Raw genomic sequence first — 24255 nt, forward strand, 5'->3', positions numbered from 1 at the left:
ACTCAAGTCACAACTAAACGTGAACAATTGCGTGTTCTTTCCGCGCTTTACGGGTGTGCTTACGGAACGCAGTTTTTGTGGTGCTTGTGCATGGACTGTGCCCGTCTCGGGCGTTGGTCCTAGGTCCCGTCTCGGGCCGGGGCCCGATGCGGTGCCTGTGGAGCGGACATTAGCGTTTCCGGCGTGCCGAACACTTCCGCCCCGTCCACGATCACCGTTGTGCCCGCCGCCCGGCATGCTGAGGGGGTGAGCAACGACGAGTTCCGTGCCGCCCTGTCCCGGCTGGCCGCCGGCGTGGTCCTGGTGACCGCGCAGGAGCCGCCGCTGGACCCCGACGACCCCTCGGCGCCGGCCGGCGAGGACGTCGGCATGACGGCCACCGCGTTCATGTCGGTCTCGCTGGACCCGCCGCTGGTGCTGGTCAGTCTGCGCAACGGCTCCCGCATGGACGAACTCCTCGACGAACAGCCCCTGTGGGCGGTGTCCGTCCTCTCCGAGAGCCAGCGCCATGTCGCGGGTCGTTTCGCGATGAAGGGGCGGGTCAGCGACCGGCTGCTCTTCGCGGACATTCCGTACCGGCGCGGCGAACACAGCGGCTCACCGCTGGTCGGCGGGGCGCTGGCGACGATGGAATGCCGCACGGAACGGCGCGTCCCGGCCGGGGACCACACCCTGGTCATCGGGCACGTCCTGACGGCCCACATCCCGAGCGCGGAGGGCGGCCCCCTGACCTATTTCCGCGGCCGTTACCGCCAGTTGGGCTGACCGCAATGCGCGGGCAGTCGAAATCCCGTTTCCCTAACGGGATTTCCCCCCTCGGTCCATAAATTCACCGCGCGCGACCGCACCGGGCGCAGCCCGGCGCCCACGGGGCGCCGTCAAGCTCGGCAGCCGACGGACGCCGCACGCCCTGAAGGGGCGCGGGGAACTGCGCGACCAGCCACGACGCACCCGCACCCGCCGAAGGCGCGAACCCACCCCCACGGGGGGCGCCGGGGCCCGGGGTAACCCCCGGGGGGACCGGCGGGGTCACCCCCAGTCCCGCGCGGAGCGCCCCCGCTTCGTCTCCGACCGCTGCTTCTTCTCCCGCAGCCGCCGCTCGTTGATCCCCCGCGGAATCCGCGTGGCCCGCCGCGGCTTCGGCGGCGGCGCACTCGCCTCCGCGAGCAGCGCGGCCATCCGCACCGCCGCCGTCTCACGATTGCGCCACTGCGACCGGTGCTCCGAAGCGCGAACAGTGATCACCCCGCCGTTCAGCCGCCCCGCCAGCCGCTCCAGCGCCCGCTCCTTCCACACCTCCGGCAGCGCTTCCGTACGCGCGAGATCGAAACGCAGTTCGACCTGCGAGTCGCTCGTGTTCACATGCTGCCCGCCCGGCCCGGACGACCGCGAGAATCGCCACATGAGCTCGGCCTCGGGCAGGGAGACGGAGCCGCGGATGACATAGGGACCGGACATGACGTACAGGTTCCCGCTCCTGACCCGGTCACGTCATCCGAATATTCGGATCCCGGTAAAGAAAGTAAAGCGACCTGGAACCTCACGCACCCCTCTCCGCGTTCAAGGTGGTAGCTGTAGCTTCTAGGCCGTACGTAGCCGTACGCAAACGAGGGAAGGGACTCCCAACAATGGCTGTAAGCCTGTCCAAGGGTGGCAACGTCTCGCTCACCAAGGAGGCTCCGGGCCTGACCGCCGTCACCGTGGGCCTCGGCTGGGACGTCCGCACCACCACCGGCACGGACTTCGACCTCGACGCCTCGGCGATCGCGGTCAACACGCAGGGCCGGGTCTACTCGGACGGCCACTTCGTGTTCTTCAACAACAAGCAGACCCCGGACAACACCATCGTCCACACCGGTGACAACCGCACGGGTGAGGGCGCCGGCGACGACGAGGCGATCAACGTCAACCTCGCCGCCCTCCCCGCCGACATCGACAAGATCGTCTTCCCGGTGTCGATCTACGACGCCGAGAACCGCAGCCAGAACTTCGGCCAGGTGCGCAACGCGTACATCCGTATCGTCAACCAGGCCGGCGGCGCCGAGATCGCCCGCTACGACCTGTCGGAGGACGCCGCCACCGAGACCGCCATGGTCTTCGGCGAGCTGTACCGCAACGGCGCCGAGTGGAAGTTCCGCGCCGTCGGCCAGGGCTACGCCTCGGGCCTCGTGGGCATCGCCCAGGACTTCGGCGTGAGCGTCTGACGGTCACCCCGCACCCGTACCGGAGCCCCCGGACCCGTCAGGGCGAGGGGGCTCCGGCGCGCCCGCTCAGGGCCGCCGCGGCCGCCCCGCGCCGTACAGCCACTCCTCCCAGATCCCGGCGAAGTCCTTGTCCGGCGCCGCCCCCTCGACGTACGCCGTGAAGTCGCCGGTGTCCGCGTTGCCGTGCCGGTGCTCGCGCGCCCAGCCCCGCAGCAGCGCGCGGAACGCGTCGTCACCGACCGTCTGCCGCACCTTGTGCAGCACCATCGCGCCACGCCAGTAGACCGGGACACCGGAGATCTGCTCCGCCCCCGGCGGCCGGGCGGGCGCGAAGGACCACAGCTCCCGGTTGGACCCGGCGTCCGGGAAGTACTCCCCCGCGTACAGCGCGTCGAAGGTCCGCTGAGCGCTGTCTCCGCCGTGGTCCTCCCGCCACAGCCACTCCGCGTAGGTCGCGAACCCCTCGTTGAGCCACATGTCCCGCCAGGACGCCGGGGTGACCGAGTCGCCGTACCACTGGTGGGCGAGCTCATGGACCAGCAGCGGGAGGTCCGGCGCGCCGGGGAAGACCGGCCGGTTCTGCGTCTCCAGCGCGTATCCGGCGTCCTCGGGGCGCTCGACGATCGCGCCGGTGGAGGAGAACGGGTACGGCCCGAAGACCTTCTCCGCCCAGGACACCACCTCGGGAATCCGCGCCAGGACCGCACGGCTCGCCTCCGCCTGCTCCGGATCGACGGCCGTGTACACCGGCAGCCCGCCCGCGGTCACCGTGCGCCCGACCTCGTATCCGCCGATGGCCAGCGTCGCGAGATAGCTCGCCATCGGCTCACCGGTGCGCCAGCGGTACGTCGTACGGCTCCCCGCGCGCTCCTCACCGGCCGGCTCCCCGTTGGACACCACCCGCAAGCCCTTCGGCACGGTCACCGCCACGGCGTACGTCGCCTTGTCGGAGGGGTGGTGGTTGCCCGGGAACCACGTCATGGACCCCACCGGCTCCCCCAGCGCCAGCGCCCCGTCCGCCGTACGCAGCCACCCCTCCTCGGAGCCGTCCGGGTCGGTGAGGGTCACCGGGGCGCCGCCGTAGCGGACCGCCACCCGGAAGACGCCGTCCACGGCCTCGCGCGGGCGGACGGTCAGCTCCTGCCCGTCACGGCTCCAGCGCGCGGCCGCACCGTCGACCGTGACCTCCTCGACGTCGAGGCCCTCGAGGTCGAGGTTCAGCGCGGGCAGACTCCGCGTCGCCCGGGCGGTGATCGTCGCGGTGCCGGTGAGACGGTGCGCGCCGGGGTCGTAGGCGAGGTCGAGGGCGTAGTGCCGGACGTCGTAGCCGCCGTTACCGGCCTTCGGGAAATACGGATCCCCCAGCCCGGCACCCCCGGCACCCCCGGCGACATCCCCGGATCCGCCGTCGCAGGCGGCCACGGAGACCGCGAGCAGGGCGGCGACGGCACCACGGGACCAGGGGCGAGAAAAGCGCACCCCCGGATCCTATGAGGACCGCCCCGTCGGGGCGTGACACCATCACCCCCGTGCTCGACATCGGCTATGCCCTCTCCAACCGCTTCCCCGACCCTCCGCAGACCGACTACCGCCGCGCGGACGTCCACGCCCTGCGCCACGACCTGTTCTGCGGAGACGTCTACCTCGCCGACACCGCCTCGGACCGCGAACTGTCCACAGCCTGGGGATGGGTGCCGGTGCTCGACTTCGCCTGGGCCCTGTGCGACATCGTCGAGCACGTCGACCGGGACCCCGCCGGCTCCCGCGCCTCCCGCCCCCAGCACGCGGAACTGGACTTCACCGAATCCACCGACCGCCTGCTCTTCGAGCGCCGCTTCGGCTGGGTGGACATCGAGGCCGACTGGCAGCCGGCCGACGAACCCCCGCTGACCTTCTCCCACACCGAACTCCGCCGCGAAGCCCGCGACTTCCTCCACGACCTCCTCGCCGACCTCACGGACCTCCACGAGGACCTCGCCGAGAACCCCGCCGTCTGGACCCTCCAGGCCCGCTTCCCCCGGCTGCCGTAACCCCCTCCTCCCTCAGCCCTCGACCCTGATCCCCAGCTCCCCCGCCAGCACCGGGGCCAGGTCCAGGAGCTGGGACGTGCTGATCACCGCACCCGACAGCCGGTCCACCCCCCTCGCGATCTCCAGCGAGGCGGCGCCCCGCAGATCCACGTCCTTCAGCGTCGCCCCCGACAGGTCCGCCCCCTTCAGGGCGCAGTCCACGAACTCCACCCGCTCCAGCCGGGCACCGCCGAAGTCCGGCTCGACCAGCACACAGCCCTCGAAGACGACGTCCTTCAGACGGGCCGACCGCAGGTTCAGGAAGTCGAGCTTGCCGCCGCGGACCAGCACCCGCTCCAGCACCGCCCCGTGCAACTGCGCCCCGCCCAGCCGCGCCTCCGTCAGCTCCACATCCCGCAGCGTCGCCTCCGCGAGATCGGTGCCCACCCCCCGGACACCGGCCAGCACCGAGTCCAGCACCCGCACCCGGGACAGCCGCGCCTCGTCCAGCGCACACCCCGTCAGCGCGCAGTCCATGAAACGCGCCCCGCCGCCGTCCTGCCCCGCGAAATCCGCCTCCAGGAACTCCAGCCCGTCGTAATCCCCGTCCGGCTCCAGCCCACCCCCCTCGAACCGCTCCAACGCGGGCAGCCGCAGCTCGGGGCGCCGCGCCCCCTTCACTCCCGGACCACCCACCGCTCTCCTCGCCATGACCCCATGCTGCACCCGCCCACTGACAATCCCCCCGACCTGCGAAAACGCCCCGCATGTCACATTCCCGCGCACCCCCTCGTCGTATCCCCAAAGCCGGAAGGCGACCCCGACCGAGGGAGACCCCAGCCATGCACCGCATCACCGTCGTCGGCGGCGGCTTCGCCGGCCTCACCGCCGCCATCACCGCCGCCGAGGCGGGCGCCAAGGTCACCGTCCACGAGGCCCACCACACCCTCGGCGGCCGCGCCCGCACCGCCGAGCAGACCTACCGCACCAACGAGGGACCGCACGCCCTCTACAACGGCGGCCCCCACTGGACCTGGCTCCGGCAGCGCGGCCTCATCGGCCCCCTCGCCCCGCTCCCGCCCCTGGAAGCCGCCCGGCTCCGCCTCCGCCACCGCGGCACGCTGCGCCGCACCCCGCCCCTCGCCATGCTGAGACTGCTGCGCCGGAGCGTCGCCGAGGCACCCGCCGACACCGACTTCCTCACCTGGGCCACCCGGATCGCCGGCGAGGACGGCGCACGGGCCGCCGCCCACTACGCGGCCGTCGCCGTCTTCCACCACGATCCGGGTTCGCTGTCCGCCGCGTTCGTCCAGGAGCGCCTGCGCCGCGCCACCAAGCTGCCCCCGGAGGCGCACTACCCGCGCGGCGGCTGGGGCGGACTCATCGACCGGATGGCCGCCCGCGCGTGGAACCTCGGCGTACGCATGGAAACCCTCTCCCGCGTGGACACCCTGCCCACCGGCACCCCCGTCGTCGTGGCCACGTCCCTCGACTCCGCCCGCCGCCTCCTCGGCGACCCCACCCTCACCTGGCCCAGCGGCCGCACCGTCCTGGTCGACCTCGCCGTACGCACCCGGCGCAAGGACGCCTTCGCCGTGTCCGACCTGGACGCCCCCGGCTGGCTGGAACGGTTCACCGCCCAGGACCGCACCCTCGCCCCCGCCGGCGAACAGCTGATCCAGGGCCAGATCCCCATCGCCCCCGGCCGGTCCAAGGCCGACGGCACCGCCCGCGCGGAGGAACTCCTCGACCTCGCCTTCGAGGGCTGGCGCTCACGCGTCACCTGGCGACGGGACGCCGTGGCGAACGGCCGCACCGGCGCCGTCGACCTGCCCGGCACCACCTGGCGCGACCGCCCCGCCATCGACCGCGGCGACGGCCTGTACCTCGCCGGCGACCAGGTCGCCGCGCCCGGCGTCCTCTCCGAGGTCTCCTTCAACAGCGCGCTGACCGCCGTCTCCCTCGCCCTCGGCCGGAACGCGCTTGACCTCAAGCACGCTTGAGGTCGAAGGGTGGGAGCCGCAGCGACACCGGACACCACACCCCTGGGGGATTCCACATGCACGCCATCCGCCTCCACGCCTTCGGCCCCGCCGACCACCTCACCTACGAGGAGACCGACGACCCGCGGCCGGGCCCCGGCCAGGTCCGGATCGCCGTCCGCGCGGCGGGCGTCCACCTCCTCGACGCGGCCCTGCGAGAGGGCGCACAAGGCCCCGGCCCGGCCCCCGCCACCCTCCCGACCGTCCCCGGCCGCGAAGTCGCCGGAGTCGTCGACGCACTCGGCGACGGCGCCCCCGAAGACCTGCTCGGCACCCGCGTCGTCGCCCACCTCGGCTTCGTCCCCGGCGGCTACGCCGAACTCGCCGTCACCGACACCGACCGCCTGCACGAGATCCCCGAACGCCTCGACTTCGCCGAAGCCGTCGCCATGATCGGCACCGGCCGTACGACGATGGGGATCGTCCAGTTCGCCGAACCCGGCCCCGGTGACGTGGTCGTCGTCCCGGCGGCCGCCGGCGGCATCGGCACCCTGCTCGTGCAGTACGCCAAGAACGCCGGCGCCACCGTCATCGGCCTCGCCGGCGGCCCTCGGAAGACCGCACGCGTGACGGCGAACGGCGCCGACCACGCCATCGACTACACCGCCCCCGACTGGCCCGGACACCTCGCCGCCCACCAGGGCAAGGTCACCATCGTCTACGACGGCGTCGGCGGGGACGTCGCCCGCGCGACGGTCGCCCTGCTCGCCCCGCACGGCCGGCACGTCGTCTTCGGCTGGACCTCCCAGGGCATCAGCAGCGACAGCCCGTACGTCGTCGAAGGCACCACCGTCAACGTCCTCGGCCCCGAGATGATGCGCAGAGCGGGCGGCCCCGACCCCGTCCGCACCCTCGAACTGCGCGCCCTCGCCCAGGCCGCCGAAGGACGCCTCACCCCGGCCGTCCACCGCTTCCCCCTCGCCCGGGCCGCCGCGGCCCACCGCGCCCTGGAGAACAGGGCCACGACCGGAAAAGTCGTACTGGAGCCGTAGCCGACACCACTACCGTGCGAGAAGTGATCGACATCCCGGCGGAACTCGCCGCCGCCCAGGAGAAGTACAACAAAGAGGCCGGCCGCGCCTTCATCGCCGCCCTCCCCGACCTGACCACGGCCTTCCTGAACCGCTGGCGGCTGCGCGTCACCGGGGCGCCCATGCACGGCGTGAGCGCCCTGGTCCTCCCCGTCACCCGCGCGGACGGCACACACGCGGTGCTCAAACTCCAGATCCGCGACCACGAGAGCGAGGGCGAACCGATCGCCCTGCGCCTGTGGAACGGCGACGGCGCCGTCCGCCTCCTCGACCACGACGAACCCACCGGCACCATGCTCCTGGAACGCCTGGACGCCTCCCGGATGCTCTCCCATCAGGACGACACCCACGAAGCCGTCCTGGTCATCGCCCGCCTTCTCGCCCACCTCCACACCACCCCCGCCCCCGCGGACATGCGCCGCCTCGGCGACATCACACGCGCCATGCTGGAACGCACCCCCGCCGCCCTGGCCCGCATCCCCGACCCGGCCGCCCGCCGCCTCGTCGCCGACTGCGCCGCCGCCGTACGCGAGGTCGCCGACGAACCCGGCGACCGGCTCCTCCACTGGGACCTGCACTTCGACAACGTCCTGGCCGCCGACCGCGCCCCCTGGCTCGCCATCGACCCCAAACCCCTCGCCGGCGACCCCGCCTTCGACCTCTGGCCCGCCCTGAACAACCGCTTCGACCCGGCCGACATCACCTGGCGCTTCGACGCCATGACCGACGTCCTCGCCCTCGACCGCACGCGTGCGCGCGCGTGGACCTACGGCCGCCTCCTGCAGAACTGCCTGTGGGAAACCGAGGACGGCCGCCCCCTGGACGAGGCGGACCTGGAGACCGCCCGCCGGCTACGCGGCCGTACGACATGAGAGATCCCAGGCCGGAAGGGGTCCGACCCGGGATCTCGACAGAGCCCCCTGTCGGATTCGAACCGACGACCTACGCATTACAAGTGCGTTGCTCTGGCCAACTGAGCTAAGGAGGCGCCGCGCTGCGCGCGCGAAGGCTGGTCCACTGTACACAGAGCGGGTTTCGCCCAGCCACGCACTTCCGGCAGTGCGATGATCACGCACGAAACCGAACAGACATCCCCATGGTCGAAAGTTTCCGCGAAATTCACAGCCCTGGAACTACTGACAAGCAGGTGAACGGCAGGTACCGTCCTGAGCCAGTTCACTCATGTGGACCAACACCACAACGGGACATCCGTCGTGGCACCACCTTCCTACTCGGATCGTCCGGCACGTTCCTGCCGGTAGAAGGGGACCATTCACCATGGCCACTGTCACGTTCGACAAGGCGACCCGGATCTACCCCGGCTCCACCAAGCCCGCCGTCGACGCCCTCGAGATCGACATCGCGGACGGCGAGTTCCTCGTCCTGGTCGGCCCGTCCGGTTGCGGCAAGTCCACCTCGCTCCGCATGCTCGCGGGGCTCGAGGACGTCAACGGCGGTGCCATCCGCATCGGTGACCGCGACGTCACGCACCTGCCGCCGAAGGACCGGGACATCGCCATGGTGTTCCAGAACTACGCGCTCTACCCGCACATGTCGGTCGCCGACAACATGGGCTTCGCGCTCAAGATCGCCGGCGTCAACAAGGCGGAGATCCGGCAGAAGGTCGAGGAGGCCGCGAAGATCCTCGACCTCACCGAGTACCTGGACCGCAAGCCGAAGGCGCTCTCCGGCGGTCAGCGCCAGCGTGTCGCGATGGGCCGCGCGATCGTGCGTGAGCCGCAGGTGTTCCTCATGGACGAGCCGCTGTCCAACCTGGACGCCAAGCTCCGTGTGTCCACGCGTACGCAGATCGCCTCGCTGCAGCGCCGTCTCGGCATCACCACGGTCTACGTCACCCACGACCAGGTCGAGGCCCTCACCATGGGTGACCGTGTCGCGGTCCTCAAGGACGGTCTGCTCCAGCAGGTCGACACCCCGCGCAACATGTACGACAAGCCCGCGAACCTGTTCGTCGCCGGCTTCATCGGCTCCCCGGCCATGAACCTGGTCGAGGTCCCGGTCGCCGACGGCGGTGTGAAGTTCGGCAACACGGTGGTGCCGGTGCAGCGTGACGCGCTCTCCGCCACCAGCGACAAGACCGTCACCGTGGGCGTGCGCCCCGAGCACTTCGACGTGGCCGGCGCCGAGGCCGACAAGGGTCTCGCGGTCACCGTGAACGTCGTCGAGGAGCTCGGCTCCGACGCGTTCGTGTACGGCACCGCCCAGGTCGGCGGCGAGTCCAAGGACATCGTCGTCCGCGTCGGCGGCCGTGAGGTCCCGGAGAAGGGCAGCCAGCTGCACGTCGTGCCGCGCGCGGGTGAGACCCACGTGTTCTCGACGTCGACCGGTGCGCGCCTGTCCGACTGACGCCGTTTTTCGCGAAGGGCCCCGCAGTGCGCTGCGGGGCCCTTCGCGTTGTCGACAAATACCCCGGCACAACGGGCATTTCGACCCCGTACGTCAACACGTCGGCCGGAGTACGGGGCTCCGTGTCACCCGTAACGGTGACGGAATGTTTTCTCACCGCTACCGGGCGCTACCCTCACACGCGTGAAGCACTCCACTAACCGTCAGACGCGTCGCGGCCGGGGCCCCGCCCGCCGGATCGGCCGCTCCCTCGCCTTCGTCCTGCCCGTCGTCCTGGTGCTCTCCGGGACACTCGCGGTCGCGCGGGTCAACTGGTCGGGGAGCCCGTCGAGCCCCGTGCTCGCCGCCTCGGACACCTCCGCCTCCGGTGCGTCCTCGCGCGCCGGTGAGCGTGCGCCGCAGCATGTGCTGCGGGACATGCTGCTGGTGGAGATGCGGGAGAAGGACCCGGGTGTGGCACTCACCCACCTCCAGCAGGCCGTGAACGACCGCCCGTCGCTGGCGAAGCACTGCACGTCCATCGCCCGCGCCCTCGGCAAGGCGGCGGTCCGTGTCTACGGCCCCACCGAGGCCCAGTCCTACGCCCGCCCGGTCTGCGACACCTCCTTCGCCTCCGGCATCACCACAGCCAACCGCTGACCCCCACCGCCGGCACGACCACCACGCCTCCACCCTCCACCCTCCGCCCTGCGCGGGCAGTCGTGCCGCTGGGGCGGCACGGGTGGGCGCGACGGCACGCGGCGAGCTGATCCCCCGCAGCCGCGGGCACGGTGCCCCGCAGCCGCGGGCAATCGTGCCGCAGGGCGGCACGGGTGGGCGCGACGGCACCCCGCCGGCGCCGGGCTGCGCGAACACCCCCCGGCCACCCCACCGCGGAGCACCCCGCAAGCGCCGGGCCGCGCTCCCACCCCGCCCGGAACCGGCGCGGGGAGCCCGCACAGCCGCCGGCCCACACCCCCCACCCCCCACACGCGAGGCACCCGCACACCACCCCCCAACCCCCCGCAAGCGCCGCGTAAAGTGCGGGCATGACCGATCCGCGCGCCGTCGCCCGCCCCACCCAAGCCGTAGTCCTGGCCGGAGGCCAGGGATCCCGGCTGCGCCCGTACACCGACGACCGCCCCAAGCCGATGGTCGAGATCCCCGGCACGGGAACCCCGATCATCGGCCACCAGCTCACCTGGCTCGCCGAGGAGGGCGTGACCGATGTCGTGGTCTCCTGCGGCCACCTCGCCGAGGTGCTGCAGAAGTGGCTGGAGACCGCGGACCTCCCCCTCTCGGTCACCACGGTCGTCGAGACGGAACCCCTCGGCCGCGGCGGCGGCCTGAAGTACGCCGCAGCCCGCCTTCCGCACCCGGACCGCCCCTGGTACGCCACCAACGGCGACATCTGGACCCGTTTCTCGCTGCGCGACATGGCCGACTTCCACACCGAGCGGGACGCCGTCGCGACGCTCGCCCTGGCCCGCCCGCGCATCCCGTGGGGCGCGGTGCGCACCGACGGCTTCGGGCACATCACGGACTTCATCGAGGCGCCCCCGTCGACCTTCGAGATCAACGCGGGCGTGTACGTCTTCTCCCCCGAGTTCGCCGGCCTCCTCCCGGAGCGCGGCGACCACGAGCGCACCACGTTCCCGCATCTCGCGCGCGAGCGGCGACTGGCCGGTTTCCCGATCCCGCAGGGCTCCTACTGGCGGGCGATCGACACCGCGAAGGACCTGACGGAGGCCGCGAAGGAACTCTCGGCCCAGGGCCGCTAGAGCGCCGCGGGGCCACCGGGCCCGCGCAGCGCCACCGCACACCGCCGTACGACGACGGGGGTCCCGCACGACATCCGTGCGGGACCCCCGTCGTCGTATGCGAGCTAGCCCAGAAGCCCGCCCACCAGCCCCGGCTCGCCCGGCGTGCCGCCGCTGCCGCCGCTCGGGCTGCCGGAGGCGCCGCCGCCCGAGGTGGGCCCGGAGGTGGTGCTCGGGGCCTGGCCGGCCGGGGTGGACTGCTGGGGCGGGGCCTGGCCGGTGCTGCCCTGGGTCTGGCCGGGCGCGCCGGTGGTGGCCGCTCCGGCGCCCTGGGTCGCGCCGGGGCTGGTGGTGCCGGCGGACGGGCTCGTCGTACCGGAGGTGGCGCCCTGGGTGGGCGAGGTGGAGGCGGACGGGGTCCGCTTCTCCTTCGGGCGTTCGCCGGAGTCGTCCGGCAGCGGGGAGCCGGGCAGTTCGTTGCGCGGGGCCTCGCCGGGCCCGGGGACGACGACCCGGTCGGTGTCGCGGACGGCGCCGCCGAGGAGTGAGCCGGCGAGCATGCTGAATCCGCAGACGACGAACGCGACGAGGGCGCCGCGCCGCAGGACGTAGCGGCGCAGGTCCCAGATGTCGGCGCGGGGGCCGAGCCGGCGCCAGGCCCCGCCGGCGAGGCGGCCGTCGACGGAGTAGACGGGGGCGCCCGCGATGATCAGCGGTGACCAGGCGGCGAGGTAGATGATGTCGGGCGTCTCGTAGGCGGGGACGCTCTTCCAGCTGACGGTGACCAGCAGGGCCGCGGAGAGGGTCGCCCCGACGACGGCGGCGACGCGCTGCCAGCAGCCGAGGACGGTGAGGACGCCGACGACGATCTGGGCGAAGGCGATGGCCAGTCCGGAGCCGATGGGGTGTTCGAGGGCGAACTGGCGCAGCGGCTCGGCGACTTCCCACGGGTGCAGGGTGTGCAGCCACTTGACCATGGAGCCGCGCTGACCGCCGTCGAAGTAGAGCGGGTCGCACAGTTTGCCCATGCCGGCGTAGACGGAGATACCGCCGAGGAAGACACGGAGGGGGAGCAGGACGACGCCGAGGTTCATCCGGCGGCCGGGGTAGTAGGCGTGGCGGGCCGGGTCGTCGCCGCCGTGCCGTCTGCCGCGTCGGCCGGCCCCCTCCGCCTCGTCGTAGGAGTCGTAGGACCCGTAGGAGTCGTACGCGGGATCGTCCGGCCCGGCGTACGCCGGCTCGTCGTAGGCGCTGCCGACCGGCCGCATCGGGGGCAGCAGCGGTCCGTCGGCCGGGCCGCGCTGGGCGCCGACGAGCGGGGTCTCGAGGGTCTGGGTGACGGGGTCGTCGTAGCCGGTGCCGGGGCGCGGGACGAGCCGGGTGGCGCCGGAGTCGGTGAGCCGCTCGTCGGCGGGGCGGACGCCTTCGTGCCGTACGGCCTGGAGGAGCCGGTGGGCGCCGGTGTCGTCGGGCGCGGACCGGCCGCTCCAGACGACGGGCCGTCGGCGGGCGGCCTGGCCGGGCGTGCCCACGGTGGTGACGACGGGGATGCGGGCGGTGTCCTCGGCGGCGCTCATGTGCCGTGCGATCCGCGGTGACGAGGCCCGCCGCGCCGAGACGCCCAGCTGCACGCGGAAGCTGGCGTGATTGACGATGACCTGCGCCGGATCGCTCGGCACCTTCACCATGCTCAGCGCGGGAACGTCGTCGAGTGCCGACGAGCGGTCCCCCGTGGGTGTGCGGGGTGTTCTGGTGTCCACACTCATCTAACCGAGTGACATGCCGTTAGGACACTGCCTTGACCCGGCGGATGTGTCCGGACCGCGTCAAGCCGGTCCGGACCACCCGCAACACTCCATGTGGGTGACCCGACAGAACACCCGTTCAGGCTCGCCGGCGTGCCGCCTCGTACAGCACGATGCCCGCCGCCACACCGGCGGCACCTCCGTCTGCCGCACTCGCACGCTGCGCGGCATCGCACGGCCGCGCCGGCCTCCGACCGGCGTCCCCCACCGGACCTGAAAGGTCAGCCCCGCCGGCGTGCCGCCTCGTACAGCACGATGCCCGCCGCCACACCGGCGTTGAGCGATTCGGCGCCGCCCGGCATCGGGATCCGCACCCGGTGGTCGCAGGTCTCGCCGACCAGCCGGGAGAGTCCCTTGCCCTCGCTGCCGACGACGATGACGACCGGGCCGTCGAGCGCGGCCAGCTCGCCGATCTCGGCCTCACCGTCGGCGGCCAGGCCGACGACCGTGATCCCGGCCTTCTTGTACGCCTCCAGCGCACGCGTCAGATTGGTGGCGCGTGCGACGGGCGTACGGGCGGCCGCGCCGGCGGAGGTCTTCCAGGCGCCGGCGGTCATGCCGGCGGCCCGCCGCTCGGGCACGACGACGCCGTGGCCGCCGAACGCGGAGACGGAGCGGACGACCGCGCCGAGGTTGCGCGGGTCGGTGACCCCGTCGAGGGCGACGATCAGCGGGTCCTCACCCTCGTCGTGGGCGCCGGCGACGAGGTCCTCGGGGTGCGCGTACTCGTACGGCGGGACCTGGAGCACCAGGCCCTGGTGGTTCAGCCCGTTGGTCATCCGGTCGAGCTCGGGACGCGGGGCCTCCATGAGGTTGATGCCGCCGCGCTCGGCCGCGAGCTGGAGCGCCTCGCGCACCCGCTCGTCGTTGTCGATGAACTGCTGGACGTACAGCATGGTCGCGGGTACGCCCTCGCGCAGCGCCTCGACGACCGGGTTGCGGCCGACGACGAGTTCCGAGGTCGAGCGGCCGCCACCGCGCCGCTGCTGCGGGCGGCCGCCCTGGGCGCGGCGGACCTTCGCCTGGGCGGCGCGCTGCTTGGCGTGCCCCTTGCGCATCTCGGCGGGCGGCGTCGGGCCCTTGCCTTCCAGGCCCCGGCGTCGCTGGCCGCCACTGCCGACCTGCGCGCCCTTCTTGCCGGACATGCGGCGGTTGTTCGCGGCCATGAGGTATCCGTCTCCGTTGTGTCGTGGGTGGTGCTTGGGTGTCTGGGTCTGTGAGGTGTGCCCAAGAAGTGTGCCGCCCGGAGGCCCGGACGGCACAATCGATCTTCAGGCACCGTGGCCGGAGGCCTCAGCGGGGGCCGAGACTCCAGCGCGGTCCCTGCGGGCTGTCCTCGATGACCAGGCCGGACTGGCCCAGCTGGTCGCGGATGGCGTCCGCGGTGGGCCAGTCCTTGCGGACCCGGGCGGCCTCGCGCTGGTCGAGGACCATGCGTACGAGGGTGTCGACCACGCCGTGGAGGTCGTCGCCGCGGTCGCTCTCGCCGGCCCAGTGCGGGTCCAGCGGGTCGAGGCCGAGCACGCCGAGCATGGCGCGGACCTCCGCGAGGCGGGCGACGGCCTCCTCCTTGTCGTCGGCGGCCAGCGCGCTGTTGCCCTGCCGGACGGTGGTGTGCACGATCGCGAGCGCCTGCGGGACACCCAGGTCGTCGTCCATCGCCTCGGCGAACGCGGGCGGCACCTCGGGGGCGGGCTCGACGACTCCGCCGGCCTTCTCCATCACACGCTGCACGAAGCCCTCGATCCGCGCGAACGCGGACTCGGCCTCGCGCAGGGCCTCCTCGCTGTACTCGATCATCGACCGGTAGTGCGGGGTGCCGAGGTAGTAGCGGAGCACGATGGGACGCCAGCGCTTGACCATCTCGGAGACCAGGACGCTGTTGCCGAGCGACTTCGACATCTTCTCGCCGCTCATGGTGACCCACGCGTTGTGCACCCAGTAGCGGGCGAACTCGTCGCCGTACGCCTTGGCCTGGGCGATCTCGTTCTCGTGGTGCGGGAAGATCAGGTCGAGGCCGCCGCCGTGGATGTCGAAGGCGCTGCCGAGGTACTTGTGCGCCATCGCCGAGCACTCGAGGTGCCAGCCGGGGCGGCCGCGGCCCCACGGGGTCTCCCAGCTGGGCTCGCCGGGCTTGGCCGACTTCCACATCGCGAAGTCGCGCGGGTCCCGCTTGCCGGTCTCGCCGTCGGCGGACGGCTGGAGCAGGTTGTCGAGTTCCTGGTTGGACAGGCTCAGGTACTCGGGGAACGAGGTGACGGCGAAGTACACGTTGCCGTCGGCCTCGTAGGCGTGGCCGCGCTCGATGAGGCCGCGCATCATCTCGACCATCTCGGTGATGTGGCCGGTGGCGCGCGGCTCGTAGGTCGGGGGCAGGCAGCCGAGGGCGTGGTAGCCGTCGGTGAAGGCGCGCTCGTTGTCGTAGCCGATGGACCACCAGGGGCGGTGCTGCTCGGCGGACTTGGCGATGATCTTGTCGTCGATGTCGGTGACGTTGCGGATGAACGTCACCGACAGTCCGCGGTACTCGAACCAGCGGCGCATGATGTCGAAGTTCAGGCCCGAGCGGATGTGGCCGATGTGCGGGGCGGCCTGCACGGTGGCACCGCAGAGGTAGATCGAGACACAGCCCGGCTGGAGCGGGGTGAAGTCACGGATCTGCCGGGCGCTGGTGTCGTACAGGCGAATAGTCACGGGACCAGGGTAGTAGGCCCCGGGGTGTGCGGTGCGCCTCTGGCGGTTTCGACGTCGTATGTCACGCGCGGGCCGGTGGGGCCGGTCGCGCGTACGTCACGCGCGGGCCGGTGGGGGCCGGTCGCGCTCACGCGGCGGAGCCGCAGATCGACACGGTACGAGCCCCTTGGGCCGGGACACTCACCCGTCCTGTACGACCAGGGCTGTCGCCACTGCCATCAGCCCCTCGTCCCTTCCCGGGAAGCCCAGGCCGTCCGTTGTCGCGCCCGACACCGAGACCGGGGCGCCCGCCGCCTCCGAGAGGAGTTTCTGTGCTTCCTCCCTGCGTCTGCCGATCTTCGGGCGGGGGCCCACCACCTGGACGGCGATGTTGCCGATGCGGAAGCCCGCGGCGCGGACGATGCTCGCGGCCTCGGTCAGGAGGGTGATGCCGGACGCGCCGGACCATTCGGGGCGGCCGGTGCCGAAGTGCTGTCCGAGGTCGCCGAGGCCGGCGGCGGAGAAGAGGGCGTTGCAGGCGGCGTGGGCGACGACGTCCGCGTCGGAGTGTCCGGCGAGGCCGGGGCCCTCGCCCTCCCACTTCAGGCCGGCGCACCACAGTTCGCGGCCGTCCTCGAAGGCGTGGATGTCGGTGCCGATGCCGACGCGGGGCAGGGGGTACGGCTGCTCAGAAGCCATCGTTGAGCCTCCTGCGGGCGAGGACCGCCTCGGCGAGTACGAGGTCGAGGGGGCGGGTGACCTTGAAGGCCTCCTCGTGTCCGGGGACGGTGACGACGGTGAGGCCGAGCTGTTCGACCATGCTCGCGTCGTCGGTGACGTCGTCCGTCACGGTCTCGTGGGCGCGTACGAGGGTTGCCCGGTCGAAGCCCTGCGGGGTCTGCACGGCGCGCAGCAGTGAGCGGTCGGGGGTGGCGACCACGGGCTCCGGTTCGCCGGGGGCGGCGGGCTCGACCTGCTTGACGGTGTCGGCGAGGGGCAGCGCGGGGACGACGGCCGGTGCGCCGTGGCGTACGGCCTCGATGACGGCGTCGACGGTGTCCACGGGGACGAGCGGGCGGGCGGCGTCGTGGACCAGGACGATGTCGTAGCCGGGCGGGAGCGCGTCCAGGCCGAGTTTCACGGACTCCTGGCGGCTCTCACCGCCGGGGACCACGAGGATGTCGGTGCGGTCGGGCAGGACGTGCGCGTCGAGCAGCGACTTGACCTCGGGTGCGCCGTCGGGCGGGGCCACGACGACGACCAGGGAGACGGCACGGGAGTCGGCCATGGCGTGGACGGCGTGGATCAGCATGGGCATGCCGCCCAGCGCGCGGAGTGCCTTGGGGGCGCCCGGGCCGAGGCGTACACCACGGCCGGCGGCCGGGATCACGGCCGCCGTGCGGCTGGTCGTGGGGCCGGTCGTGGGGCCGGACGCGGGGGTCGGCGACGGCGGGGGAAGCGGATCGGCAGACATCGGTTCCTGTCAGGTTTGTGTGCTCGGCCTACGTGGGTATGGCCTGGGCGTACCCCCTGCTCCCGGAGCGGGGGGAGTGCCGGGCGTTCCGCCTTGACCAGCCCCTTCCGTGATTCTGGTCGAGTCGACCGCCCGGGCCCGGCACGCCGGATCGGGGACGTGAGTCGTGACACGGTCCCCGGTGAGGCGCAGGTGCAGCCTACGAAAGGTGTCCGGGTACGAAGATGCCGCAGCGCCCGGCGACATCCATGATGTCATCGGGCACCGCGGCATTTCGATGTGCTGAGCGCTGAGCGCACTGAGTGCTGAGCGACTCAGGAATCTCAGGAGGCGAGGACCTCGTCGAGCAGGGCCTCCGCCTTGTCCTCGTTGGTGTTCTCCGCGAGGGCGAGCTCGCTGACCAGGATCTGACGCGCCTTGGCGAGCATGCGCTTCTCACCTGCGGAGAGTCCGCGCTCGCGCTCACGACGCCACAGGTCACGCACGACTTCCGCGACCTTGATGACGTCACCCGAAGCGAGCTTCTCCAGGTTTGCCTTGTAACGACGGGACCAGTTCGTGGGCTCCTCGGCATAGGGAGCGCGCAGCACCTCGAAGACCCGGTCCAGCCCGTCCTGACCGACCACATCACGTACGCCGACGAACTCCGCATTGTCCGCTGGCACACGTACCGTCAGGTCACCCTGGGCGACCTTCAGCACCAAGTAGGTCTTGTCCACGCCTTTGATCTGGCGAGTTTCGATAGCCTCGATCAGCGCGGCCCCGTGATGGGGATAGACCACGGTGTCGCCAACCTTGAACGTCATGTGACAGGTACCCCTTCCGTGGCTATCCAGAGTAACACGGATACGGCGTGTTCTGAATGGCGTTTTCGCAGGTCAGGGCCATTCTCGGGGCTTGACAACAGCAACAGGAACGTGCTTCGGACGGGTAGCGGAAGCAGGTATTCGCAGGTCGGAGCGGCTCTTCGGCGCGAGCGAAACGCGTACGTTACACGCATCCGGAGCGCGACACGAGCGGTTGAACATCCCCAAATGTCCGGTTCCACGTGCTCGAGTTCCGCTACTCCGTTCGGTGCGCGGAGCCGGGTTCCGGCCGAATCCGGAATTGATCACGGGGTGTGAGGATGAGCGCCCGGTGATCAATTCCGTGGCCCTCCGCTCATTCCTTCACGGGAAATACCCGATCACTATGGGAATGGCGTGGGACCGCGATGCCAAAGTGACTCAAGTGACCGGTGAGTCACTTGTGACCGGGGTGCGCCGGTCACGCCGTCCAGGGGCATCGCGGGGCGTCTCGGGAGGGTCGGGTGCGGCGGCGTGGGAACGGCTCGGTAACCTGAGGCCGCTGACAGACACTTAGGGCGGCTTTAACCGGTCGCCAAACGCTCGAGTCAAGAGGAGTTGCCGCCGCCGTGAGCAGCAGCCTTCGACGCGGTGCTCTTGCCGCCGCCGCCATCGCGTTCTCGATCGCCTCGCTCTCCGCGTGCGCGGCCGGCCACAACGCCCAGACCCTGCAGGTCCAGCCGGACAACGCGTCGACGACCGTCGGCGACATCAAGGTCCAGAACGCTACGGTCATCACCCAGCCGGACCTGGAGTCGACCGGCCCGGCCGTCGTCTCCGCCACGCTGTTCAACACGGGTGACACCGACCAGACCCTGGACTCGATCACCCTCCCCGGCACCGGCAAGACCGCCGAGCTGACCCCCGCGGAGGGCGGCAGCCTCACCGTCCCGGCCGGCGGCTCGCTGATCCTCGGCGGCGAGGGCAACGCGGCCGCCGTGCTGCCCAGCAGCCGTGAGTCCGTCCAGGACGGCAACGCGCAGAAGGTGACCTTCGCGTTCAGCGAGACCGGTGACGTGAGCCTGCGCGCGTTCGTCGTCCCGGCCGAGCACTTCTTCGAGAAGTGGGGCCCGAGCGACGTCCCGGCCGCCCCCGGCGCCTCCACGGAGCCGTCGGCGGAGTCCTCGGACGAGCCGGCGGACACCTCGGCGGACAAGCCCGCGGACACCCCGGAAACCGACCCCTCGACGGAGACCGACCCGGAGTCGACCACCCCGACGGACGCGGCCTCGGCCAGCACCCAGTCCAACGGCTGACCCCCGCACGACCTGAAGGGCGGAACCCAAGGGGTCCCGCCCTTCACCTGCTGCGCAACCGCGGGCAACCCGCCGCGTAACGGCGGCCAACCCGCCGCGTAACCGCGGGCAATCGTGCCGCTGGGGCGGCACGGGTGGGCGCGACGGCACCCCGCAATCGCCGGGCTGCGCGACACCCCCCGCCCAGCCCAACGCCGCCACACCCACAAGCACCGGCACTACAGCCGCAGCCAGCCGCCGCAGGCCTAGGGCTCGAACTTGTACCCCAGCCCCCGCACGGTCACCAGATACCGCGGAGCCCCCGGATCCGGCTCGATCTTCGCCCGCAGCCGCTTCACATGCACATCCAGCGTCTTGGTGTCACCGACATAATCGGCCCCCCACACCCGGTCGATCAGCTGCATACGCGTAAGCACCCGCCCCGCGTTCCGCAGCAGCATCTCCAGCAGATCGAACTCCTTCAGCGGCAGATCGACCTTCGTCCCGCTCACGGTCACCACATGCCGGTCGACATCCATCCGCACCGGCCCCGCCTCGAGCGCGGCCGGAGTGACCTCCTCCGGCTCCCCGCGCCGCCGCAGCACCGCGCGGATACGGGCGACCAGCTCCCGTGAGGAGAACGGCTTGGTGACGTAGTCGTCGGCCCCTATCTCCAGCCCGACAACCTTGTCGATCTCGCTGTCCTTGGCGGTCACCATGATGACGGGGACGTTGGAACGGCCGCGCAGCTGGCGGCAGACCTCCGTGCCCGGCAGCCCGGGCAGCATCAGGTCGAGGAGGACGAGGTCGGCGCCGTTGCGCTCGAACTCGTCGAGTCCGTCGGGCCCGGTGGTCGCGACCGCGACCTCGAAGCCCTCCTTGCGGAGCATGTACGACAGGGCGTCGGAGAAGGACTCCTCGTCCTCGACGACGAGCACTCGGGTCACGGAAGGACCTCCGGGGAGGGAAGCGTTTCGTACGCGGATGGATCGGGAGAGTGGGGGGATGTGTGGGACGCCCCTCCGGCCTCATCGTCGAAGCCCTCGGTGTCGTCCCGGTGGGACATCTGGTGGGCGCGGCCGCGGGCCGCGCCGGCCTCCGGCAGCCGCAGGGTGAAGGTGGAACCCTGGTTCTCGGCGCTCCACACCGTGACCTCCCCGCCGTGCGAGGCGGCCACGTGCTTCACGATGGCGAGGCCGAGCCCCGTACCGCCGGTGGCGCGGGAGCGGGCCGGGTCGACCCGGTAGAAGCGCTCGAAGACGCGCTCCTTGTCCTTCTCCGAGATGCCGATGCCCTGGTCGGTCACCGCAATCTCGATCAGGTCCCCGCCGGGCTGTACGACCGTACGGGCCGCGATGCCGACGCGGGTACGGGCGGGTGAGTAGTTGACCGCGTTCTCGACGAGATTGCCGAGCGCGGCGGCGAGCTGGCCACGGTTTCCCCATACGTGCAGGTCGGCGGTGCCTCCCGCGGCCATGGTGATCTCCTTGGCGCCGGCCTGGTGCCGGCAGCGGTCGATGGCCTCGGCGACGAGTTCGTCGACGCGGACGGGTTCGGCGTCCTCCAGCGGGTCGTCGTTCTGCACCCGGGAGAGGTCGATGAGCTCCTGCACGAGGTTGGTCAGGCGGGTCGCCTCGATCTGCATCCGTCCGGCGAACCGCTCCACCGCCTCCGGGTCGTCGGCGGCGTCCATCACGGCCTCGGAGAGCAGGGAGAGGGCGCCGACGGGGGTCTTGAGCTCATGGCTGACATTGGCGACGAAGTCGCGTCGTACGGCCTCTATGCGGCGGGCCTCGGTGAGGTCCTCGACGAGCAGCAGGACGAGCCGGGAGCCGAGCGGCGCCACCCGCGCGGACACCGCGAGGGCCTCGCCGCGTCCGGTCCCCCGGCGGGGCAGGTCCAGCTCGACCTGCCGTATCTCGCCGTCGCGCCGGGTGTCACGTGCCATCTGCATCATGGGTTCCACGGCGAGCTTGCCGCCGCGGACCAGTCCGAGGGCGTACGCGGCGGAGCTGGCCTTGACCACGCCGTCGGCCTCGTCGAGGACGACGGCGGACGAGCGCAGCACGGACAGGACGGTGTCCACACCCGGCGGAAGCACCGGGTCCGTGTGCAGGGAGGTGCGCGTGGGGCGCCGCTGTTCGCGCTCGCTGAAGCGGAACGCCAGCATGGCGATGACGCCGGTGAGCACTCCGGCGATCGCTGCCACTGCGGCGACCGCCGCGTTCACGTCCATGCGTCCAGGTTAGGCATGACGCGGGCGGTGCCCACAGCCGTCGGAGTGCGAGCTCGAACACTCGTCGCCCAGAGTTCACCTTGGAGCCAGGGATGGTTCATTTGAGGGGTCGGATCCGGACGCGTACGGGTCGCACCGTGGGAGCGTGGGGAGGAGACCCGGCCCCTGAAGCCCGGACAGTGACGCACGAGAGGAACCCTGATGCGGGACGCGTACCACGAGGAACTTGATTCGATCGGCGACGGTCTGGTGGAGATGGCCCGGCTGGTCGGGTCGGCGATCGGACGCGCCACGACGGCCATCCTCGACGCCGATCTGAAGCTGGCGGAGGCCGTCATCGAGGCCGACCAGAGGGTCGACGAGCTGCAGCACGACCTGGAGGCACGGGCCATCGCCCTGCTGGCGCGCCAGCAGCCGGTGGCGACCGACCTGCGCATAGTCGTGACGTCGCTGCGGATGTCGGCCGACCTGGAGCGCTCGGGCGACCTGGCCCAGCATGTGGCGAAGCTGGCCCGGCTGCGCTACCCCGATCGCGGGGTGCCGCACGATCTGCACGCCACGATCCTGGAGATGGGCCAGCTCGCGCAGCGCCTGATGGCGAAGGCGGCCGAGGTGATCATCACCAAGGACGTCGATCTGGCGCTGCAGCTGGAGCAGGACGACGACGCGATGGACCTGCTGCACCGCACCCTGTTCCAGCACCTGATGGACGACCGCTGGAAGCACGGCATCGAGACGGCCGTCGATGTCACGCTGCTGGGCCGTTACTACGAGCGCTTCGCCGACCACGCGGTCTCGGTCGCGAAGCGGGTGGTGTACCTGGTCACGGGTGAGCACGCGGACGAGATCCAGCCGGAGATCCAGACGGTGCCGGGGGCGGAGGGGGCCTGACCAGGGGGCGTGCCCCCGCGCGGGGAAGTCGGTCAGGGCGCGTACGAGCCTCAATGCGCCGTTGATGCGCCCGGCGGGCCGGGCGTCCAATGGTCGGAGGTGTGCACAGGCACAGCCCCGAGGAGGGACCCATGGCCGATTCCCCGAGCACGACTCCCGACCCCGCGGCGGAGCGCGAGACCGAGCAGCCGGCGGAGATCAGGAACCTCACGCTGATCGCCGCCTGCGGCTGCGGCTCGGGCTGCGGCTGCGGCTGCCAGTCGGGCAGCGCCTGCCAGTGCGGCTGACGCCGTACGCGCGGCCCGCGACCGGCCGGGGATCCCGGTGCCCACGACGGGCGCCGGGATCCTCGGCCTACGGCTGAACGGCGGCCCGGGCCTTCTCCCCCACCACGGCCTCGCCCACCGTCTCCTTCTTCTCCTCCTCCGGAAGCCGCCGCATCAGCAGCCCGTAGCCGAGGCCGGCGACGGTGCCGACGACGGCGCACATCCCCCACAGCCACTCGGCGCCCCAGTGGTCGATGACGAAGCCGGACATCAGCGGGGCGACGAGGGAGGCGACGGCCCAGGACATGGTGTACATCCCCTGGTAGCGCCCGCGCCCGTGCACCGGGGAGAGCCGGACCACGAGCCCGGTCTGGGTCGGCGCGTTGACGATCTCGGCCAGCGTCCACACGCACACGGTGAGGGCGAAGACGCCCACCGACCCGGCGAACGCGGTGAGGCCGAAGCCGTAGCCGGCGAGCAGGGAGGAGAGCACCAGCAGCCGGCCGGGATCGCGGTGCTCGATGAACCGGGTGACGGGAATCTGCAGGACGACGATGAGTACGCCGTTGACGGCGATGGCCGTACCGAAGTCCGCGGGCGTGAACCCGGCCTCCCCCATGGCGACCGGCAGCGCGAGATAGCCCTGCTGGAAGACGAGGGCGATGAGGAAGGACAGCCCGACGACGACCATGTACCGGCCGTCGCGCAGCACGGTCCCGAGGGAGACGGCCGCGCTGTCGGCGGCGGCGCCCGAAGTGTCCTCCCCCGGCCGGGACTCGGGCAGCTTCACATAGACGAGCACCGCGCAGACCAGGGTCATGACCGCCTCGATCAGGAACCCGGCGAGATAGCTGTACTCGGCGATGAACCCGGCCCCCGCGGCGGAGACGGCGAAGCCGAGGTTGATGGCCCAGTAGTTGAGGGAGAAGGCCCGGATACGGTCCTCGGGCCGCACGATGTCGGCCATCATCGCCTGCACGGCCGGCCGGGAGGCGTTGGAGGCCATGCCGACGAGGAAGGCGACGGCGGCGATTGCCACCGGATGCTGCATGAACCCGAGCAGGGCCACGGAGAAGGCGGTGGCCGTCTGCGCGATCAGCATCGTGGGCCGCCGCCCCAGCCGGTCGGTCATCACCCCTGCGCCCAGCGACGCGATCACCCCGCCGAGCCCGTGCAGCGCGGCGACGAGACCGGCGTACGAGGCGGAGTAGCCGCGGTCGATGGTCAGGTACAGCGCCATGAAGGTGGCGACGAAGCCCCCGAGCCGGTTGACGAGGGTGCTGGTCCACAGCCACCAGAACTCGCGGGGAAGCCCCGACACGGACTCGCGCGCGGCACGTCGCACTCCGGCGACCGACATGGAACCCCCGTATGTAAGCGTCTGAAGCGGCAGGCACAACTTACAAACGCCGCCATCGGGGGGCCACTCAATTAACAG

At 71.7% G+C, this 24255-nt stretch carries 24 protein-coding genes and 1 tRNA gene; 12 read left to right on the forward strand and 13 right to left on the reverse strand.

Annotation, left to right across the window (positions count from 1 at the left end; genetic code table 11):
• Window positions 1–183: 183 nt before the first annotated feature.
• Entirely contained in the window at window positions 184–765 is a 582-nt protein-coding gene (locus IF28_RS0122520) for a flavin reductase family protein (protein WP_078621337.1), read from the forward strand.
• A gap of 264 nt (window positions 766–1029) precedes the next feature.
• Here the strand turns inward: IF28_RS0122520 and arfB are convergent, their stop codons facing one another.
• Window positions 1030–1458 carry an alternative ribosome rescue aminoacyl-tRNA hydrolase ArfB gene (arfB, locus tag IF28_RS0122525; RefSeq protein WP_030223412.1) on the reverse strand — a complete coding sequence of 143 codons (429 nt, stop codon included), beginning with the start codon at window positions 1456–1458 and terminating at the stop codon, window positions 1030–1032.
• Between the two features lie 170 nt (window positions 1459–1628).
• Between arfB and IF28_RS0122530 the strand changes: the two genes are divergently transcribed.
• The gene (locus IF28_RS0122530) at window positions 1629–2204 is read left to right on the forward strand and encodes a TerD family protein (protein ID WP_030223415.1); all 576 of its coding nucleotides are present in this window, start codon (window positions 1629–1631) and stop codon (window positions 2202–2204) included.
• A gap of 66 nt (window positions 2205–2270) precedes the next feature.
• Here IF28_RS0122530 and IF28_RS0122535 read toward each other — a convergent pair whose 3' ends face one another.
• Window positions 2271–3683, reverse strand: a complete 1413-nt coding sequence (locus IF28_RS0122535; protein ID WP_030223418.1) for a M1 family metallopeptidase — start codon at window positions 3681–3683, stop codon at window positions 2271–2273.
• Window positions 3684–3733: 50 nt separating this feature from the next.
• On the opposite strand from IF28_RS0122535, the gene IF28_RS0122540 reads away from it, so the two are divergent.
• Complete coding sequence (locus tag IF28_RS0122540; RefSeq protein ID WP_030223421.1) at window positions 3734–4234, forward strand: hypothetical protein; 501 nt, start codon at window positions 3734–3736, stop codon at window positions 4232–4234.
• A 12-nt stretch (window positions 4235–4246) separates the two neighbouring features.
• On the opposite strand, the gene IF28_RS0122545 is transcribed toward IF28_RS0122540, so the two are convergent.
• Window positions 4247–4924: a pentapeptide repeat-containing protein gene (locus IF28_RS0122545; protein ID WP_078621362.1), complete on the reverse strand. Its 678-nt coding sequence runs from the start codon at window positions 4922–4924 to the stop codon at window positions 4247–4249.
• A gap of 131 nt (window positions 4925–5055) precedes the next feature.
• Between IF28_RS0122545 and IF28_RS0122550 the strand changes: the two genes are divergently transcribed.
• The 3 genes from IF28_RS0122550 to IF28_RS0122560 are packed head-to-tail and all read left to right on the forward strand — an operon-like array spanning window position 5056 to window position 8158.
• The gene (locus IF28_RS0122550; protein ID WP_030223425.1) at window positions 5056–6216 is read left to right on the forward strand and encodes an FAD-dependent oxidoreductase; all 1161 of its coding nucleotides are present in this window, start codon (window positions 5056–5058) and stop codon (window positions 6214–6216) included.
• Window positions 6217–6272: 56 nt separating this feature from the next.
• Entirely contained in the window at window positions 6273–7247 is a 975-nt protein-coding gene (locus IF28_RS0122555) for a zinc-binding dehydrogenase (protein ID WP_030223428.1), read from the forward strand.
• 14 nt (window positions 7248–7261) lie between these two features.
• Window positions 7262–8158 carry an aminoglycoside phosphotransferase family protein gene (locus tag IF28_RS0122560; RefSeq protein WP_030223431.1) on the forward strand — a complete coding sequence of 299 codons (897 nt, stop codon included), beginning with the start codon at window positions 7262–7264 and terminating at the stop codon, window positions 8156–8158.
• 42 nt (window positions 8159–8200) lie between these two features.
• Here the strand turns inward: IF28_RS0122560 and IF28_RS0122565 are convergent.
• Window positions 8201–8274, reverse strand: a tRNA-Thr gene (locus IF28_RS0122565).
• Window positions 8275–8564: 290 nt separating this feature from the next.
• Between IF28_RS0122565 and IF28_RS0122570 the strand changes: the two genes are divergently transcribed.
• From IF28_RS0122570 to IF28_RS0122580, 3 genes are all read left to right on the forward strand, one after another.
• The gene (locus IF28_RS0122570; protein ID WP_030223433.1) at window positions 8565–9653 is read left to right on the forward strand and encodes an ABC transporter ATP-binding protein; all 1089 of its coding nucleotides are present in this window, start codon (window positions 8565–8567) and stop codon (window positions 9651–9653) included.
• A 183-nt stretch (window positions 9654–9836) separates the two neighbouring features.
• Window positions 9837–10292 carry a hypothetical protein gene (locus tag IF28_RS0122575; protein ID WP_030223434.1) on the forward strand — a complete coding sequence of 152 codons (456 nt, stop codon included), beginning with the start codon at window positions 9837–9839 and terminating at the stop codon, window positions 10290–10292.
• 389 nt (window positions 10293–10681) lie between these two features.
• Window positions 10682–11413 (forward strand): nucleotidyltransferase family protein, encoded by a 732-nt coding sequence (locus IF28_RS0122580; RefSeq protein WP_030223435.1) that lies wholly within the window; start codon window positions 10682–10684, stop codon window positions 11411–11413.
• Between the two features lie 104 nt (window positions 11414–11517).
• Here IF28_RS0122580 and IF28_RS0122585 read toward each other — a convergent pair whose 3' ends face one another.
• The 6 genes from IF28_RS0122585 to IF28_RS0122610 form a co-directional block, all read right to left on the reverse strand.
• Window positions 11518–13158, reverse strand: coding sequence for a DoxX family protein (locus IF28_RS0122585; RefSeq protein WP_030223439.1), 1641 nt, complete (start codon window positions 13156–13158; stop codon window positions 11518–11520).
• A 260-nt stretch (window positions 13159–13418) separates the two neighbouring features.
• Complete coding sequence (gene rlmB, locus IF28_RS0122590) at window positions 13419–14363, reverse strand: 23S rRNA (guanosine(2251)-2'-O)-methyltransferase RlmB (RefSeq protein WP_030223441.1); 945 nt, start codon at window positions 14361–14363, stop codon at window positions 13419–13421.
• A 127-nt stretch (window positions 14364–14490) separates the two neighbouring features.
• Complete coding sequence (cysS, locus tag IF28_RS0122595) at window positions 14491–15891, reverse strand: cysteine--tRNA ligase (RefSeq protein ID WP_030223443.1); 1401 nt, start codon at window positions 15889–15891, stop codon at window positions 14491–14493.
• A gap of 180 nt (window positions 15892–16071) precedes the next feature.
• On the reverse strand, window positions 16072–16569 hold the full coding sequence (gene ispF / locus IF28_RS0122600) for a 2-C-methyl-D-erythritol 2,4-cyclodiphosphate synthase (protein ID WP_030223446.1): 498 nt from the start codon (window positions 16567–16569) through the stop codon (window positions 16072–16074).
• A complete protein-coding gene (gene ispD / locus IF28_RS0122605; protein ID WP_030223449.1) occupies window positions 16559–17344 on the reverse strand; it encodes a 2-C-methyl-D-erythritol 4-phosphate cytidylyltransferase in 786 nt (261 codons plus the stop codon). The genes ispF and ispD overlap by 11 nt, the downstream gene beginning before the upstream one ends.
• A gap of 323 nt (window positions 17345–17667) precedes the next feature.
• Window positions 17668–18150 carry a CarD family transcriptional regulator gene (locus IF28_RS0122610; RefSeq protein ID WP_003953493.1) on the reverse strand — a complete coding sequence of 161 codons (483 nt, stop codon included), beginning with the start codon at window positions 18148–18150 and terminating at the stop codon, window positions 17668–17670.
• A 608-nt stretch (window positions 18151–18758) separates the two neighbouring features.
• On the opposite strand from IF28_RS0122610, the gene IF28_RS0122615 reads away from it, so the two are divergent.
• The gene (locus tag IF28_RS0122615) at window positions 18759–19445 is read left to right on the forward strand and encodes a hypothetical protein (protein WP_030223451.1); all 687 of its coding nucleotides are present in this window, start codon (window positions 18759–18761) and stop codon (window positions 19443–19445) included.
• A gap of 245 nt (window positions 19446–19690) precedes the next feature.
• On the opposite strand, the gene IF28_RS0122620 is transcribed toward IF28_RS0122615, so the two are convergent.
• Together IF28_RS0122620 and IF28_RS0122625 are read right to left on the reverse strand one after the other, a co-directional pair.
• The gene (locus IF28_RS0122620) at window positions 19691–20371 is read right to left on the reverse strand and encodes a response regulator transcription factor (RefSeq protein ID WP_030223454.1); all 681 of its coding nucleotides are present in this window, start codon (window positions 20369–20371) and stop codon (window positions 19691–19693) included.
• Window positions 20368–21660, reverse strand: coding sequence for a sensor histidine kinase (locus IF28_RS0122625; protein ID WP_030223457.1), 1293 nt, complete (start codon window positions 21658–21660; stop codon window positions 20368–20370). The genes IF28_RS0122620 and IF28_RS0122625 overlap by 4 nt, the downstream gene beginning before the upstream one ends.
• 201 nt (window positions 21661–21861) lie before the next feature.
• Here IF28_RS0122625 and phoU point away from each other — a divergent pair, with 201 nt between their 5' ends.
• Together phoU and IF28_RS39490 are read left to right on the forward strand one after the other, a co-directional pair.
• On the forward strand, window positions 21862–22551 hold the full coding sequence (phoU, locus tag IF28_RS0122630; RefSeq protein WP_030223459.1) for a phosphate signaling complex protein PhoU: 690 nt from the start codon (window positions 21862–21864) through the stop codon (window positions 22549–22551).
• A gap of 131 nt (window positions 22552–22682) precedes the next feature.
• A complete protein-coding gene (locus IF28_RS39490) occupies window positions 22683–22838 on the forward strand; it encodes a hypothetical protein (RefSeq protein WP_199809026.1) in 156 nt (51 codons plus the stop codon).
• A gap of 67 nt (window positions 22839–22905) precedes the next feature.
• Here the strand turns inward: IF28_RS39490 and IF28_RS0122640 are convergent, their stop codons facing one another.
• Complete coding sequence (locus tag IF28_RS0122640) at window positions 22906–24177, reverse strand: MDR family MFS transporter (protein ID WP_030223461.1); 1272 nt, start codon at window positions 24175–24177, stop codon at window positions 22906–22908.
• Window positions 24178–24255: the final 78 nt, after the last annotated feature.

The sequence above is a fragment of the Streptomyces sp. NRRL WC-3626 genome, assembly GCF_000718785.1.
Taxonomy (GTDB): Bacteria; Actinomycetota; Actinomycetes; order Streptomycetales; family Streptomycetaceae; genus Streptomyces; species Streptomyces edwardsiae.

Bases quoted from the DNA above. Each gene is read 5' to 3' on its own strand.
- phoU (WP_030223459.1), top strand. From the start codon at position 21,862: ATGCGGGACGCGTACCACGAGGAACTTGATTCGATCGGCGACGGTCTG.
- ispF (WP_030223446.1), bottom strand. From the start codon at position 16,569: ATGGCTTCTGAGCAGCCGTACCCCCTGCCCCGCGTCGGCATCGGCACC.
- IF28_RS39490 (WP_199809026.1), top strand. From the start codon at position 22,683: ATGGCCGATTCCCCGAGCACGACTCCCGACCCCGCGGCGGAGCGCGAG.
- ispD (WP_030223449.1), bottom strand. From the start codon at position 17,344: ATGTCTGCCGATCCGCTTCCCCCGCCGTCGCCGACCCCCGCGTCCGGC.
- IF28_RS0122585 (WP_030223439.1), bottom strand. From the start codon at position 13,158: ATGAGTGTGGACACCAGAACACCCCGCACACCCACGGGGGACCGCTCG.
- IF28_RS0122555 (WP_030223428.1), top strand. From the start codon at position 6,273: ATGCACGCCATCCGCCTCCACGCCTTCGGCCCCGCCGACCACCTCACC.
- IF28_RS0122570 (WP_030223433.1), top strand. From the start codon at position 8,565: ATGGCCACTGTCACGTTCGACAAGGCGACCCGGATCTACCCCGGCTCC.
- IF28_RS0122530 (WP_030223415.1), top strand. From the start codon at position 1,629: ATGGCTGTAAGCCTGTCCAAGGGTGGCAACGTCTCGCTCACCAAGGAG.
- rlmB (WP_030223441.1), bottom strand. From the start codon at position 14,363: ATGGCCGCGAACAACCGCCGCATGTCCGGCAAGAAGGGCGCGCAGGTC.
- arfB (WP_030223412.1), bottom strand. From the start codon at position 1,458: ATGTCCGGTCCCTATGTCATCCGCGGCTCCGTCTCCCTGCCCGAGGCC.
- IF28_RS0122610 (WP_003953493.1), bottom strand. From the start codon at position 18,150: ATGACGTTCAAGGTTGGCGACACCGTGGTCTATCCCCATCACGGGGCC.
- IF28_RS0122640 (WP_030223461.1), bottom strand. From the start codon at position 24,177: ATGTCGGTCGCCGGAGTGCGACGTGCCGCGCGCGAGTCCGTGTCGGGG.
- IF28_RS0122545 (WP_078621362.1), bottom strand. From the start codon at position 4,924: ATGGCGAGGAGAGCGGTGGGTGGTCCGGGAGTGAAGGGGGCGCGGCGC.
- IF28_RS0122625 (WP_030223457.1), bottom strand. From the start codon at position 21,660: ATGGACGTGAACGCGGCGGTCGCCGCAGTGGCAGCGATCGCCGGAGTG.
- IF28_RS0122550 (WP_030223425.1), top strand. From the start codon at position 5,056: ATGCACCGCATCACCGTCGTCGGCGGCGGCTTCGCCGGCCTCACCGCC.
- IF28_RS0122580 (WP_030223435.1), top strand. From the start codon at position 10,682: ATGACCGATCCGCGCGCCGTCGCCCGCCCCACCCAAGCCGTAGTCCTG.